The organism is Acidibrevibacterium sp. (assembly GCF_049965395.1).
GTDB classification, from domain to species: domain Bacteria; phylum Pseudomonadota; class Alphaproteobacteria; order Acetobacterales; family Acetobacteraceae; genus Acidibrevibacterium; species Acidibrevibacterium fodinaquatile.
On sequence record NZ_JBMFWJ010000064.1, the window covers coordinates 1 to 12,478 of the forward strand.

A 12,478-nucleotide genomic window follows, 5' to 3' on the forward strand; every position below is an offset into this window, starting at 1 on the left:
GAGCGCCTCGTTCGCAATGAGGAGGTCAGGGGTTCGATCCCCCTCAGCTCCACCACGCGCCACGAAACCGCCGACCCCGAGGTCATACCCCGGGCCGGTGCACGCGACGGATTTTAGGGAAACTTTGGGAAATTGCCGGGCGCTCGGCCATTTCGCGCGGGCGTGTGCGCCCGAGAGCGGCCATGTCAGCCGCTGATCACAAATTCGTGACTGGAGGGGAATCTCATTTTAAGACGGTGTGTCGTTAACTAGATATTAACTCATGTACAGCACCATGTTTTCCATGTTGAATAACGCTTCCCTCTCGGCTTTCTCGATCACCCCCGGGGCCCAGCAGAACCTGCGCCCTGGTGCTATCCTGCCGGTGCGTGATCTCACCAACACCATGGTGAATGGCCAGCCCAACACCAGCCAGCAGGCGAGCCCGCAAGCCCAGCCGAGCAGCCAGCCAGGCCAGCCTTTCTCGCTCCCCCCCCTGCCGCCAGGGCAGGTTCTGCCACGTGGCTCGCTGCTCAATCTTTCGGTCTGACGCCGGCGCTGTGATCAGGATAGCCTGACGGTCTCAGCGTTCGCGCCGCGCTCGCGTGCACCCGGCGGTCGAGCGCGGGCAGACGACGCCCCCCCAACTCTCTCAGGCCGCCTTCTCCGCCATCGCCGCGTGGTCGGACGTGGTGACGCGGCGGAGATCACGGCGTTCCTCGGCGGGAAACGGCCGGCCGCGATGCAGCGTGCAGCGATTGTCCCAGATCACCAGATCGCCCGCTTGCCAGCGATGGACGAAGACGAACTCGCGGCGGGTCGCGAACTCGATGAGATCGCGGAGCAAAAGCCGACCCTCCGGCACCGGCCAGCCGATGATGTGCGAGGCGTGCGAAGCGAGGTAAAGCGTCTTTCGCCCAGACCCCGGATGAACCCGCACCACCCGCTGAACAACCGGCGGTAACGCGGCCTTTTCGCTCTCGGAAAATTCGCTGAAGCCAAGGCTCGCGCGCGAGTGCATGATCGAATGCTCGGCACGGAGATCAGCAATCACGACCTTAATGTCGCCATCGAGCGCGTCATAAGCGGCGCGAAGATCGGCGAATTCGGTCTCGCCGCCGCGCGAGGGCACCGCATGGGCATAAAGCAATGACAACCCGCCCGGCGGGTCGCGGAAGGAGCTGTCGGTATGCCAGAGCATATTGCCGAGATTGAACATCCGCCGCGCATCATCGCGGCGGTGAACCTCGTTCTGCGGGTTGATGTTCGAGACATCCGCCATTTCCGGCCGCGCGAGACGGCGTTGGTTGGCGGCGCGATGGACGCCGATATTGATCTCGGGCGGGCCGAACAGGTTTGCGAAGGCGATCTGCTGCTCATCCGTCAGAGTCTGCCCGCGCAACACCAGAACGGCATAGCGGTCGATTGCCTCGGTCAGTTCTGCAACCAGCGGCGCTGCGAGCGGCGCCGAGGCATCGACCCCGCTCACCTCGGCGGCGAAAAGCGGGTGCAGCGGCGTGATCGTAAGAGCCATGGCATTTTCCTCCGCGACGACGTCGTTGGTCTTATGGGCCAAGCCAAGCGCGGCCGGGCCTGATATGTCAAGCCGCCGCGCGGATCCGCGATGGCGGTGGTGGCGATCGCGACGTTCACGCCGAATGCGAAGAAGCGCCTCGGCGCCTTGCCCTATTCGACATAGATGCGGATTTCGCGCGCGGTGACGCCTTTCTCGGTGCGTGCCGAGGTGCTGATGTCATCGCCGGGGATGCCGTCATTGGTCATCGCGTCCTCGAGCCGGCGGACGTCATAGCGGCCGTTTTCGATCGCGCGGCTGTCTTTCTCGGGATCGCCAGAGGCCGGCACTACGGTCACGACGTGGTATTTCGCGTCCGGGCGGCGGGTTTGCGCGAGTTCCAAAACCGATTTGAGCTGCGCGTCATAGTTGAACGGAGTGCCGTCGAAACGCACGGTCATCAGCGGCAGCTTGCTTCCGGGTTTCAGCGCCTCGGCAACGAAATCCGGCGGCGGTGCCACTGGCTTCGCGCCAAACGTGGTCTGGTCGATGATTTTGCAGCCAGCAAGCACGATGAGCGCGGCAATAACGACGGCAGCGGGGCAGGCGCGGCGCGTGGCGGGCGGCATTGGCGGCTATGATCTCTGGGCGCGGAACGGGGTGGCGGTGCGGCGCGGCTTGTCGCGGGCTCGCTTCGGGGAGGCGGGTTTTTCCGCACCGGACAAGGCGGCGGCTTTGCCGGGCGCGAGATCGAACCCCAGCGCCGCCGCCATCGCGCGGCCGACGATCGCCGGATGATAGAGCGCCTGCACCCGCTCCCGGCCGCGCGCGGCGATGGCGCGGGCCTGATCGGGATGGGCATGGACCATGCGCATCGCCAGCGCCGCCTCGTGCATATCGGGCTCGGCCCAGCTTTGTCCGGCGGTGCCGGGATACTCCTCCTCTGAGACCGGCACCATGCGGTAGCCGATGATAAAGGCGGTGTCGCGATCGGCGAAATCGCTGGTGCCAGAATAGCCGGTGACGATCACCGGCTTGCCGAGCCACATCGCCTCGGCCGGGCCGCGCCCGAAGCCCTCGGCACGGTGTAGCGAGACGAACGCGTCGGCCGCCTCGATCAGGGCGATCACCTCGGCGCGGTCGAGGCGCGCATCGCGCAGCTCGATGCGGGGATCGAGACAGAGATCGCTGAGCCGCCGCCATTCCTCCGGCGCCTGATCACCCCCCTGGGTCTTGATCAGGAGCCGCGCCTTTTCCTCGCCGGAGGGAAAGGCGGCGGTGAAGGCCTCGATCACCGTTTCCGGGTTTTTGCGGCGGGCATGCGAGAGAAAATCGAACATGAAGAAGAAGATAGTTTTTCCCCCCGGAAAACCAAGCTCGGCGCGGCACATACGCTGTGAGCGTCGGCGAGCCAGGCCACGTCGGCACAGGAGCCTCCTGCGAATGACACCCAAATCATCGACGAGCGCGGAAATTATTTATGAGCGCGCAAACATACGCCTAGAAAAGACAAAGACAAAGCACGCGAGAAAAAACAAGAAGGGCGGCTCCGGTATCGGATCCCCATTACCTCCGGCGGCGGCCTGGTTAATAACCGTTACCTGCCCAAATTCAAAAGAGGGAACTCCGCTTGACGCTATCATCTCGTTAAATTCGCCACCATTAATTCCTGTAATATTTAGATAAAAAGTGCCGCCAAAAACCTGTGAACCGACATAGAAATTTGTTATGTTGCCGGCTAATGCAATAAGTTGCGCCCCACTTATTTGTCCGACCATCACTCCATCGTTATAAAATGTTAATAAATTGCCATTTGACTCTGTATCCACCGATCCCCATAATAAACCAAGGTATTTTTGCTCATCGTAAAAACTAAAAATCACAGAGCCTGTTTCGGTTGAATAGTAATTATCACTATAAGGAGTCCCATTAGGAAGTATAGGCGCCGCGTAGCCACCTCCCACGGCATAATTATTTGTTCCGTTCACAACATGAGCGCCATCATTGAATGCTACGCTGGCCGTTCCGCCGAATGTTATGTCGGAGCTGCCCAAAGATGTCGGAACGAGCTGTTCGACGGATTGCCCAACGGGGGGAGTGGCATAGCCCTCTTGCGTCGAAACGTAATAGAGCAAAGCCGGCCCGGCATCCGCGCGTGGGCAGGCAAGGAAAATTCCAAAAAAAATATATACCGCGAGAGTTCTCCTCATGGCTCCAGATACTCCGTCCGAAATCGCCGAATCCGATTACCCGCAGCGGGTGGGGACCGCAACCAACGAAAACGGGCAAATTGTATTTGTAACTCAACTAACGCGCGACCACAGACGCGCCGTCTCAAAGAAAATCATTGACAAATTGAAGTGGCCTATGCGGAACATAAGAAATGCACGCTCAGCCTGCGTTGCGGGACCTAGATGGATTTAAAATCATGAAACCTAAAGAGACGCCCGAAGACATATGCCGGTTGGCAAAAATGATGATAGATGAATACAGCGATCACGCGGCTGAACATGCAATGGGTCACGCATTGGAAATGCGGTCTCGGAGAGATTTGAACGGCGAAGTTGTTTGGCTTAAAGTATTTGATAGCATAAAGGCGTTACAAGAACGAGGTATCGAAAATAAAACTTTGCATTGATCATGCATTCGTGGCTTCTTAAATTAATTCCCACTCAAACCTGACATGTTCGAACGACGAAGAACACCCCAAAAACCAAGGATACTAAAGCCGAATAAAAAGATCGACGACGGTTCCGGTACAGCGCTTCCTGGTTGAATGGTTTCTGTTACAGAAGATTGAAGGCTAAGCGTGTATGTTACTCCATCAACCAGCGTTGGAGTGACGATGGAGTAAATTCCACTGCTAGAATACGGGGAACTGCCCGTGCCATTCGAAGAGCTAACCGCCACCTGTCCGTTGCTTCCAAACGGATAGGCGGAAAACGAGGATCCGTCACTGCCGTTGAGAACCAACGCATTCAGGGCGCTCGCAGACGCCGACTCACCTACAAAGCCAGACGATGCGCCTGCCGTAGTGGCTTTGAGATCGGTTGCTTCTTGGAAAACTATATCTAGAGGATAGCCGGAGCCGGTAAATGTAAAATTAATGTAGGCGACGTCCGCTGCCGCCGAACTACCCAGGGCGTTCCCATAAGCTTCCACAACATTCGAGACCGAGCTGCCCCCAACTACGCCCGGCGCGGGGGTAACTAGAGCCCCAATCGCCGCGTCTGCGCGAGCGCCAGTCATGTTACCCGGACCAAGGGGGGTAAAGCTCGCCGGAGGTGTCGAAGACGAGGGACCAGAGTAAGCCTGCGGAATGCTTACAGCAGAATTAACTGCGCCGCTACTTTGGTAGCCTGAAATTCCGTATCCATCATATTGGGCGCTGTCACTGATAGCCTCCTGACTCCCGGAATTTAATGGGATAGACACCAATTGGCCTATGTCGGCATTTTCTACTCGCAGATTCGTAATCTGATCCGACGCAAACGCATACGGATAAATCGCCGCTGCCTGCGCTGCTGCGGGAGCGGCTATCGTTAACGCGCCAATCACTGTCGCAAAACGACGTTTCATGATGGTTCACCCGGCTGATTGTGAGCGACATTGTTGCTCAGGTTTCAGGCGCAGGCAATTAAAAAATTAACGACATCCGGCTACTCGCCACTATCGAGCAAGGCTTAAACAAAGATTACCGTTCTGTAAGTTAGAAAACGTTGAAAAATTTAGATTCCAGCTCTTTCCGGCAGAGCAAAAATTTTTGGCGCCACATGCGAGCAAAGAAAGAACTACATTATCTTTTTGGTAGAATTTACCACTCTCAAGAACTTTAAATCCGAATCGGGTATAAAATTTTACATGCTGAAATCGAACGGAGATCACAATGATGTCGGCGCCCAAATTAAAAATTTCAGACCTAAGAAATTCATAAATGAAAACAAAAATACCGACATGCTCGTTTTTTTTAAGAACGCTCGCCAATTTCGATATCTCGACTACTTTAAAATCCTTCTGGAGAAGGCAAAGTTTTTTTGCTATACTTTGTCTCGTATAATTAAACTGACTGACACTCGGAATTACTTCGGAAATATCATCCATAAATGAAGGATCAAAAAAGCAAAGACGTATTGTCGCAACGGGAATCCCGCATTTGAATAGCAAAAACACTGTCGTTGAGGGCGTGTGGTCAAATTTATCCGACCAAAATGGTTTTTTCTTTTCTGCGATATGACCATGACTCAAATAAGCTTTGTAGCGTATGTGATAGGCATGCAATCTAAGGTTGTCAGTGTTTGCATGTCGAATTTCCACATCAGGAAATTGTGATTTGTCAAAATTCGGAGCATTTAGTAATTTTTTTTTTTGAAAAACCCAGCGGCGTGTTAATGATAGAATTGTTCAGGTATGAAAGATTTAATAACATTTACTTGATGCCGCTGCTAAATCTTTATAATTATAAGTGCTATTGGAGCAAACAATGTCATTTATACACCTTTCAACATAGGCGCTTTTCTTGAATTCATTCAAATCAATAAAAACATTTCGACATTCCCAAAGCATATGCAATATAATGGCGAATGTTTCGTCGTCGCGTGAATTCGATTGCATGGCCACCCCCAATGATCAACTCAAAGTTGCGCTTACCACAGATTCAAACAAGAAACAACAAGGGCAAGAGGAAAATCAATGAGGAACTTAAAATTTTTCGTGAAATCCGCGTCTCACTCGCCGGAGAGATCGCGCCGCCGCCGGTCGAGTTCCTCGCTGTAGCGGCGCAGCGCGTATTGTTCGGTAAGGAGCCCGATGACGCGGCGGTTTTCCAGACTGTCGATCACCGCCAGCGCGTCGCTTTCCGCCCGCTCGAAGGCGCTGATGGCGTCTTTCACGCTCATTTGCGGCAGAAGCACCTGGTCGGCGTGATGGAGGATGTCGGCGAGCGTGCTCGCGCCGTCCACGGCGTGGGCCTCGGCGACCGGGACGATGCCGGCATAGCGGCCGGACTGATCGACGATGATCACCCGTTGCTCCGAGCCGAGCGGAAAATCGCGGCGGAAATTGGCGAGCGGCGTGTCGATGCGGACGGTCCGCACCTCGCGGCGCATCATCCGCCCGACCGTGAGATTGCGGATCCAGCCGACATCGACGGCGCTGCGAATCGCTTCCCCGCGCAGATGGAAGCGCCAGGTCGCGAAGGAGTAGCCAAAGGTGCGGCGCACGGTGAGGGCCGAGACCACGGAGGCGGCGAGCACGGCGATGGTGAGCGGCAGGCTGCCGGTGCTCTCGAGCGCGAGAAAACCCATGGTCAGCGGCCCACCGACGATCGCTGTTGCGAGCCCGCTCATGCCGACGACGGCGCAGACCACGCCGGGGAGCAAGGTTTTCACGGTCAGCGCGGCGAGGATTGCTGCGAACAGCTTGCCGAGCATGGCGCCGAGAAAGAGGGACGCGAAAAACAAGCCGCCGCGAAACCCCGAGCCGATTGAAATCGCCGAAGCGGCGGCCTTGAGCGCGACCAGAAGTGCGAGAAACGGCAGCGAATAGGGGGCGTTGATGCCGAGATGGAGCGCCGCATGGCCGGAGGAGAGCACTTGCGGCGTCACCAGCGCCATGATCCCGACCGCGAGCCCGCCGATCGCCGGGCGCGCCCAAGCTGGCACGCCGCTATGGCGGAACACTTCCTCGGTCAGGGTCACCGCGCGCATGATGGCGACGCCGAACAAGGCGCAGACCATGCCGAGGGCCAGCACCGGGATATAGTCGAACGGCGGGATGGTGCTCGGCAGGATAAGCTCGAAGCCGCCCGGGTCACCGAGCAGCCAGCGATCGACCGCGATCGCCGAAATCGAGGCAACCACCACCGGCGCCAGCGTCATCAGCGAATAGGTGCCGATCACCAATTCGAACGCATAGAACGCCCCGGTGAGCGGGGCGTTGAAGGCCGCCCCGATCGCCCCCGCCGCGCCGCAGCCGACGAGGAGACGAAGATCGTTGCGCCGCACCCGGAAGCTGCGCCCGAGCCGCGAGCCGAGGGCGGCGCCGATCTGGCTGTAGCCGGCTTCCAACCCCACCGAGGCGCCGACGCCGTTGGAGAAAATCGTCTGCAGCACGACGATCAGGCTATCGTTGAGCGACATGCGCCCGCCATAGAGGGCATTCGCCTCGATCGGGTCCACCGCCCGGCGCGGCCAAAAACGCGCGACCGCAAGGCCGGAGAGCCCGAGCACGAGACCGCCGAGGCTCGGCACCAGCAGGAGACGGCCGCGATCGAGCTTGGCCATGCCGCTCAACCGCTCATGGCCGTAGATCAGGAACAACGCATGATGCATCTCAAGCGTTGCGATATTCATCACGACGACACAGAGCCCGGCGCCGCAGCCGACCAGGGCTGCGAGCACCACCAGCCAGATTTCGTCGGCGCGCACCAGGGCGCGCAGCGTTTGCGGGACATGCAGGACGATTTCGCCGAGTGGCCGCCGTGGCCGGATCGGCAGCGGCCGGTCGCGCCGCGCGGCTGCCCCCGAGGGGAAGGGAAAAACGCTCATCCCGGCGCCGCCCGGCCGGTGCCGGCGATGTGATGGGCAGAGGGGGGGCGATGGGCAGGGGTGGGGCGATGGTCAGGGATCGGGCGTGACAAAAAACTTTTCCCGTCCCAAAACCCTGACAAAGCCGGCTGCATCTTACGGAAATCTCTGGATGGAGGTCATCGACGCCAGACAGTCTAGAGTCAATATGGTGAATCAGGCGTTTTGATGACCAGTTTTTTCACCAAATTGTGGCGAGGCGCGAGCGATCCAGAGGCCGTCCTAACTCTATTCGGCGGGCGTGGCCGGCGCCTCCTCCAAGGCGCGGTCATGCGGCAACAGCAGAACGATGATCAACGCGACGACGGTCGCGCCGGCGATGACGAAAAGCCCGCTGGTGAAGGTGCCGGTATAATCCCGAAGCGCCCCCATGACGTAGGGGCCGGCGAAGCCGGAGAGATTGCCGATAGAATTGATGATTGCGATCCCGCTCGCCGCCGCGGTGCCGGAGAGGAAGGCGGTGGGGAAGGTCCAGAACACCGAGATCGCGGCGAAAATGCCGAAGCCGGCAACCGAAAGAAGAACCATCTTGGCGAGCGGATCGCTGAGGACGGCGGAGGCGGCGAGACCGACGGCGGCGGCGATCAGGGCGATCGCCATATGCCCCTTGCGCTCGCCGAGCCGATCCGAACGCCGCCCCCAATAGACCATGCCGAGCGTGCCGATAACATAAGGAATGGCGGTCACGAAGCCGGTTTGCGCATTGTTCAGCCCAAATGCCTTGACGATCTGCGGCAGCCAGAAAGTGAAGCCGTAATTGGCCGCAACCGCGCCGAAATAGATCAAGGCGATCGCCAGCACGCGCGGGTCGATCAGTGATTCGAGAATGGTATAGCGGCGCGCCCGCTCACGCGCGGCTTGTTCGGCGGCCATGCGCTCGGTCAGCCATTGGCGTTCCTCGGGGGCGAGCCAGGCGGCGTGATCGGGGCGGTCGGTGAGATAGAACCAGCAGACGAAACCGAGCAGGATCGCCGGCACCGCCTCGAGGATGAAAAGCCATTGCCAGCCGCGCAGACCAAGCATGCCGTCGGTATAGAGAATGAGCCCGGAAACCGGCGCGCCGATCACCGAGGAGAGCGGGATCGCGGCCATGAAATAGGCGACGACGCGGGCGCGATAGACGCCGGGAAACCACAGCGTGAGATAAAAGATGATGCCAGGGAAAAACCCGGCCTCGGCGGCGCCGAGCAGGGTGCGCACGACATAGAAGCTGGTCTCGCCCGAGACCAGCGCCATCGCCCCCGAGAGGATGCCCCAGGTGATCATGATGCGGGCGATCCAGCGGCTCGCCCCGAACCGGTCGAGCGCGAGATTCGATGGCACCTCGAACACGAAATAGGCGAGAAAGAAGATGCCGGCGCCGAAACCGAAAGCGGTTTTGGACAAATGCAGATCGGGGATCATGGTCAGCGCGGCAAACCCGACATTCACCCGGTCGAGGTAGGCCGCGAAGTAACAGAGGATCAGGAACGGCACCAGGCGGCGCATGACTTTGGCCATGGTCCGGGTTTCGATCTCGTTCACGCCGTTTTCCTCCCTGGTTTCTTCACCCCGCCACAACGCCATAATTTCGCCTCTCCGGCAAGCGGCTCAGGGACGGCGGGCGGCGAAAAAGGCGCGTAACAGCGCCGCGCACTCGCCCTCACGCACGCCCCCCACCACGTCTGGGCGATGATGGCACGAGGTCGCGGCAAACACCCGCGCGCCATGCTCGACGCCGCCGCCCTTGGGGTCATAGGCGCCGAAGATCAGCCGGCGGATGCGAAAGAAACTCGCGGCCTGGGCGCACATCGGGCAGGGCTCGAGCGTCACCACGAGGTCGCAATCGGCAAGCCGCGCCATGCCGCACGCCGCCGCCGCCGCCCGCAGCGCCAGCATCTCGGCATGGGCGGAGGGATCGGCGCGTGCCTCGGTTTCATTGCCGGCCACCGCAAGGAGGGTGCCGTCTGGAGCGACCACGGCGGCGCCGACCGGCACCTCGCCGCGCGCCCCCGCTGCCCGTGCGGCCTCCAGCGCTGCCGCCAGCGCCGCGCCGGCGGCGCGCATCACTTGCTCCGTCCGCGCCGGGCGTCTAGATCTCCGCTCCGGCGCTGGACACTGCCCAACGGACAAACGTTTTTTGGTTCTTTTTTTCCAAAAAAGAACAATTCTTCTTCCCTTTCCCTCACCTGCGTGGACCCGTTCGCCATGGCCTTTCGCCGTCCTGTCATTGGTCTTACCCTCGATGCCGAGCCACCCGGCGGCTATTCGCGCTGGCCGTGGTATGCGCTGCGCGCCAACTATGCCAGCGCCATCGAAGCGGCCGGCGGCCTACCGCTGGCGCTGCCGCATCTCGCCGCTCTCGCCGAGGAGATGCTGGCGCGGCTCGATGGGCTGATCGTCACCGGTGGCGCTTTCGATGTCGATCCGGCGATTTACGGTGAAGCCGCGGCGCATCCCAGTGTTACCCTCAAATCCGCCCGCACCGAGGCGGAAATGGCGCTGCTCGCCGGCGCGCTCGCCGCCGACAAGCCGGTGCTCGGCATTTGCGGCGGCGAGCAATTGCTCGCGGTGATGCTCGGCGGCACGTTGGTCCAGCATATCCCGGACGAGATCCCGAACGCCCTCCCCCATGAGGGGCACGAGCCTGGCCATCCGATCACCCTCGTCGCGAACACGCGGCTCGCCCGCGCGACGGGCGCTGGCGCGATGCATGTCAATTCCTCGCACCATCAGGCGGTGCGGACGCCGGGTCGGGAGGCGATCGTTAGTGCGATGGCCCCGGACGGGGTGATCGAGGGGATCGAGGCGCCGGGGCGGCGGTTTTGTCTTGGCGTGCAATGGCATCCCGAGTTTTTGAGCGACCCCGGCGATGGCCGCCTGCTCGCCGCCTTCGTCGCGGCCTGCCGATGAGCGAGGAGACGAGGCCGGGGGGCGAGCGGCCAATGGGCGAACGGATCGCGAAATTCCTCGCCCGCGCCGGCATCAGCAGCCGGCGCGACGCCGAGGCGATGATCGCCGCCGGCCGGGTCGCCCTCAACGGCCAGGCGGTTTCCCATCCCGCGACCTTCGTCGCCGCCGACGATATCGTTCTCGTGGACGGCAAGCCGGTCGCGACCCCCGCGCGCACCCGGCTTTGGCGCTATCACAAGCCCTCCGGCCTCGTTACCACCCATCGCGACCCGGAAGGCCGGCCGACGGTGTTCGAGAAGCTGCCGCCTGCTCTCCCGCGGGTGATCAGCGTCGGCCGGCTCGATCTCACCAGCGAGGGGCTGCTTTTGCTGACCAATGACGGCGCCCTCGCCCGCCTGCTGGAATTGCCGGCGACCGGCTGGATCCGCCGCTATCGGGTGCGTGTCCATGGCGTGGTCGATCCGGCGCGGCTTGCGGCGCTGGCGCGCGGGATGACCATCGCGGGGGTACGGTATGGCCCGATCGAGGCCGGGCTCGATTCGCACAAGGGCGAGAATGCCTGGCTGTCGGTTGCGCTGCGCGAGGGGCGAAACCGCGAAATCCGCAAGGTGATGGCGTCCCTCGACCTGGTCGTCACGCGGCTAATCCGGATCAGCTACGGCCCATTCCAGCTCGGCCTCTTGCCGCGCGGCGCGGTCGAGGAAATCCCCGCCCGCGTCTTGCGCGAGCACTTGCCCAAACCCGCGGTGTGATGCGGATCATCGCCGGCAGTCTGCGCGGCCGGCGCCTGCTTGCGCCCAGCGGGGCGGCGACCCGGCCGACCGCCGATCGCGTCCGCCAGGCGCTGTTCGATATGCTCGCGCATGCGCCCTGGGCGGAAAATGTCCTTGCCGACGCGCGGGTGCTCGATGGCTTTGCGGGCAGCGGCGCGCTTGGCCTTGAGGCCCTCTCGCGCGGCGCGGCGAGCGCGGTGTTCCTCGAGCAGAGCGCTGCCGCCCGCGCCGCTCTTGCGGCCAATATCGCTGCGTGCCGGATGGAAGCGCGCGCCCGCGTGCTCGCCGCCGACGCGACCCGGCCGCCGCCGGGCACGCCGCAGACGCTCATCCTGCTCGACCCGCCCTATGGCCGGGGGCTGCTCACCCCGACGCTGGCCGCCCTCGAGGCCGCTGGCTGGCTCGCACCCGGCGCCCTGATCGCTGCCGAACTCGGCCGCGCCGAGCCGCTGCCGCCGGAGCTCGGCCCGCCGCTCGCGGAACGCCGCCACGGCGCGGCGCGGCTCGCGATCTGGCGGCGCTGACTTTGCCGTGACGGCTCAGCAATTACCGGCCAAGGCGATATGATCCGAGAGATACCGGATTGACGAGGCCGCCGGGGCAAAAGGGAACGGCATCGCCGGGCGTTCGGCGGCTCGCGGGACGGTTTCTCGACCAAAATCCACATCAAGACCGATCTCGGCGCGACAGGTCGAACCACATGCATCGCCCCGAGAGGTCGTTGCCAGCGAGGCGCG

Annotated in this window: 15 protein-coding genes; 5 read left to right on the plus strand and 10 right to left on the minus strand. The window is 61.3% G+C overall.

The annotated features are described in order from the left end of the window. The first annotated feature begins 274 nt into the window (after positions 1-274). Positions 275-529 carry a hypothetical protein gene (locus tag ACP5M5_RS13375; RefSeq protein ID WP_427938143.1) on the plus strand — a complete coding sequence of 85 codons (255 nt, stop codon included), beginning with the start codon at positions 275-277 and terminating at the stop codon, positions 527-529. A gap of 102 nt (positions 530-631) precedes the next feature. Here ACP5M5_RS13375 and ACP5M5_RS13380 read toward each other — a convergent pair whose 3' ends face one another. From ACP5M5_RS13380 to ACP5M5_RS13395, 4 genes are all read right to left on the minus strand, one after another. Continuing rightward, entirely contained in the window at positions 632-1,513 is an 882-nt protein-coding gene (locus tag ACP5M5_RS13380; RefSeq protein ID WP_427938145.1) for a TauD/TfdA dioxygenase family protein, read from the minus strand. 152 nt (positions 1,514-1,665) lie between these two features. Continuing rightward, on the minus strand, positions 1,666-2,121 hold the full coding sequence (locus tag ACP5M5_RS13385; protein ID WP_427938147.1) for a hypothetical protein: 456 nt from the start codon (positions 2,119-2,121) through the stop codon (positions 1,666-1,668). A 6-nt stretch (positions 2,122-2,127) separates the two neighbouring features. Next, positions 2,128-2,883 carry a glycosyltransferase family 4 protein gene (locus ACP5M5_RS13390; RefSeq protein WP_427938148.1) on the minus strand — a complete coding sequence of 252 codons (756 nt, stop codon included), beginning with the start codon at positions 2,881-2,883 and terminating at the stop codon, positions 2,128-2,130. A gap of 87 nt (positions 2,884-2,970) precedes the next feature. Beyond that, entirely contained in the window at positions 2,971-3,702 is a 732-nt protein-coding gene (locus ACP5M5_RS13395; RefSeq protein ID WP_427938149.1) for a hypothetical protein, read from the minus strand. Positions 3,703-3,920: 218 nt separating this feature from the next. On the opposite strand from ACP5M5_RS13395, the gene ACP5M5_RS13400 reads away from it, so the two are divergent. Beyond that, entirely contained in the window at positions 3,921-4,130 is a 210-nt protein-coding gene (locus ACP5M5_RS13400) for a hypothetical protein (RefSeq protein WP_427938151.1), read from the plus strand. A 23-nt stretch (positions 4,131-4,153) separates the two neighbouring features. Here ACP5M5_RS13400 and ACP5M5_RS13405 read toward each other — a convergent pair whose 3' ends face one another. The 5 genes from ACP5M5_RS13405 to ACP5M5_RS13425 all read right to left on the minus strand — a co-directional run bounded on the left by ACP5M5_RS13405 (position 4,154) and on the right by ACP5M5_RS13425 (position 10,122). Further along, entirely contained in the window at positions 4,154-5,071 is a 918-nt protein-coding gene (locus ACP5M5_RS13405; RefSeq protein WP_427938153.1) for a PEP-CTERM sorting domain-containing protein, read from the minus strand. A 90-nt stretch (positions 5,072-5,161) separates the two neighbouring features. After that, entirely contained in the window at positions 5,162-5,806 is a 645-nt protein-coding gene (locus ACP5M5_RS13410; protein ID WP_427938155.1) for an N-acyl amino acid synthase FeeM domain-containing protein, read from the minus strand. A 410-nt stretch (positions 5,807-6,216) separates the two neighbouring features. Continuing rightward, a complete protein-coding gene (locus ACP5M5_RS13415) occupies positions 6,217-8,037 on the minus strand; it encodes a chloride channel protein (protein WP_427938157.1) in 1,821 nt (606 codons plus the stop codon). 267 nt (positions 8,038-8,304) lie between these two features. Continuing rightward, positions 8,305-9,600: an MFS transporter gene (locus tag ACP5M5_RS13420; protein ID WP_427938159.1), complete on the minus strand. Its 1,296-nt coding sequence runs from the start codon at positions 9,598-9,600 to the stop codon at positions 8,305-8,307. A gap of 66 nt (positions 9,601-9,666) precedes the next feature. After that, entirely contained in the window at positions 9,667-10,122 is a 456-nt protein-coding gene (locus tag ACP5M5_RS13425) for a nucleoside deaminase (protein WP_427938161.1), read from the minus strand. Between the two features lie 141 nt (positions 10,123-10,263). Here ACP5M5_RS13425 and ACP5M5_RS13430 point away from each other — a divergent pair, with 141 nt between their 5' ends. From ACP5M5_RS13430 to rsmD, 3 genes are read left to right on the plus strand one after another with little or no spacing between them, the layout of a single operon-like run. Then, positions 10,264-10,968, plus strand: coding sequence for a gamma-glutamyl-gamma-aminobutyrate hydrolase family protein (locus ACP5M5_RS13430; RefSeq protein ID WP_427938163.1), 705 nt, complete (start codon positions 10,264-10,266; stop codon positions 10,966-10,968). Beyond that, positions 10,965-11,720 (plus strand): pseudouridine synthase, encoded by a 756-nt coding sequence (locus ACP5M5_RS13435; protein ID WP_427938165.1) that lies wholly within the window; start codon positions 10,965-10,967, stop codon positions 11,718-11,720. The genes ACP5M5_RS13430 and ACP5M5_RS13435 overlap by 4 nt, the downstream gene beginning before the upstream one ends. Further along, a complete protein-coding gene (gene rsmD, locus ACP5M5_RS13440; protein ID WP_427938167.1) occupies positions 11,720-12,265 on the plus strand; it encodes a 16S rRNA (guanine(966)-N(2))-methyltransferase RsmD in 546 nt (181 codons plus the stop codon). The genes ACP5M5_RS13435 and rsmD overlap by 1 nt, the downstream gene beginning before the upstream one ends. 15 nt (positions 12,266-12,280) lie before the next feature. Here the strand turns inward: rsmD and ACP5M5_RS13445 are convergent. Continuing rightward, the coding region (locus ACP5M5_RS13445; RefSeq protein WP_427938169.1) for a hypothetical protein at positions 12,281-12,478 on the minus strand (198 nt) is incomplete at its 5' end.

What these genes read in the sequence shown, in the direction of transcription:
- ACP5M5_RS13375 (WP_427938143.1), top strand. Translation starts at nt 275, where the DNA reads ATGTTTTCCATGTTGAATAACGCTTCCCTCTCGGCTTTCTCGATCACC.
- ACP5M5_RS13380 (WP_427938145.1), bottom strand. Translation starts at nt 1,513, where the DNA reads ATGGCTCTTACGATCACGCCGCTGCACCCGCTTTTCGCCGCCGAGGTG.
- ACP5M5_RS13385 (WP_427938147.1), bottom strand. Translation starts at nt 2,121, where the DNA reads ATGCCGCCCGCCACGCGCCGCGCCTGCCCCGCTGCCGTCGTTATTGCC.
- ACP5M5_RS13390 (WP_427938148.1), bottom strand. Translation starts at nt 2,883, where the DNA reads ATGTGCCGCGCCGAGCTTGGTTTTCCGGGGGGAAAAACTATCTTCTTC.
- ACP5M5_RS13395 (WP_427938149.1), bottom strand. Translation starts at nt 3,702, where the DNA reads ATGAGGAGAACTCTCGCGGTATATATTTTTTTTGGAATTTTCCTTGCC.
- ACP5M5_RS13400 (WP_427938151.1), top strand. Translation starts at nt 3,921, where the DNA reads ATGAAACCTAAAGAGACGCCCGAAGACATATGCCGGTTGGCAAAAATG.
- ACP5M5_RS13405 (WP_427938153.1), bottom strand. Translation starts at nt 5,071, where the DNA reads ATGAAACGTCGTTTTGCGACAGTGATTGGCGCGTTAACGATAGCCGCT.
- ACP5M5_RS13415 (WP_427938157.1), bottom strand. Translation starts at nt 8,037, where the DNA reads ATGAGCGTTTTTCCCTTCCCCTCGGGGGCAGCCGCGCGGCGCGACCGG.
- ACP5M5_RS13425 (WP_427938161.1), bottom strand. Translation starts at nt 10,122, where the DNA reads ATGCGCGCCGCCGGCGCGGCGCTGGCGGCAGCGCTGGAGGCCGCACGG.
- ACP5M5_RS13430 (WP_427938163.1), top strand. Translation starts at nt 10,264, where the DNA reads ATGGCCTTTCGCCGTCCTGTCATTGGTCTTACCCTCGATGCCGAGCCA.
- ACP5M5_RS13435 (WP_427938165.1), top strand. Translation starts at nt 10,965, where the DNA reads ATGAGCGAGGAGACGAGGCCGGGGGGCGAGCGGCCAATGGGCGAACGG.
- rsmD (WP_427938167.1), top strand. Translation starts at nt 11,720, where the DNA reads ATGCGGATCATCGCCGGCAGTCTGCGCGGCCGGCGCCTGCTTGCGCCC.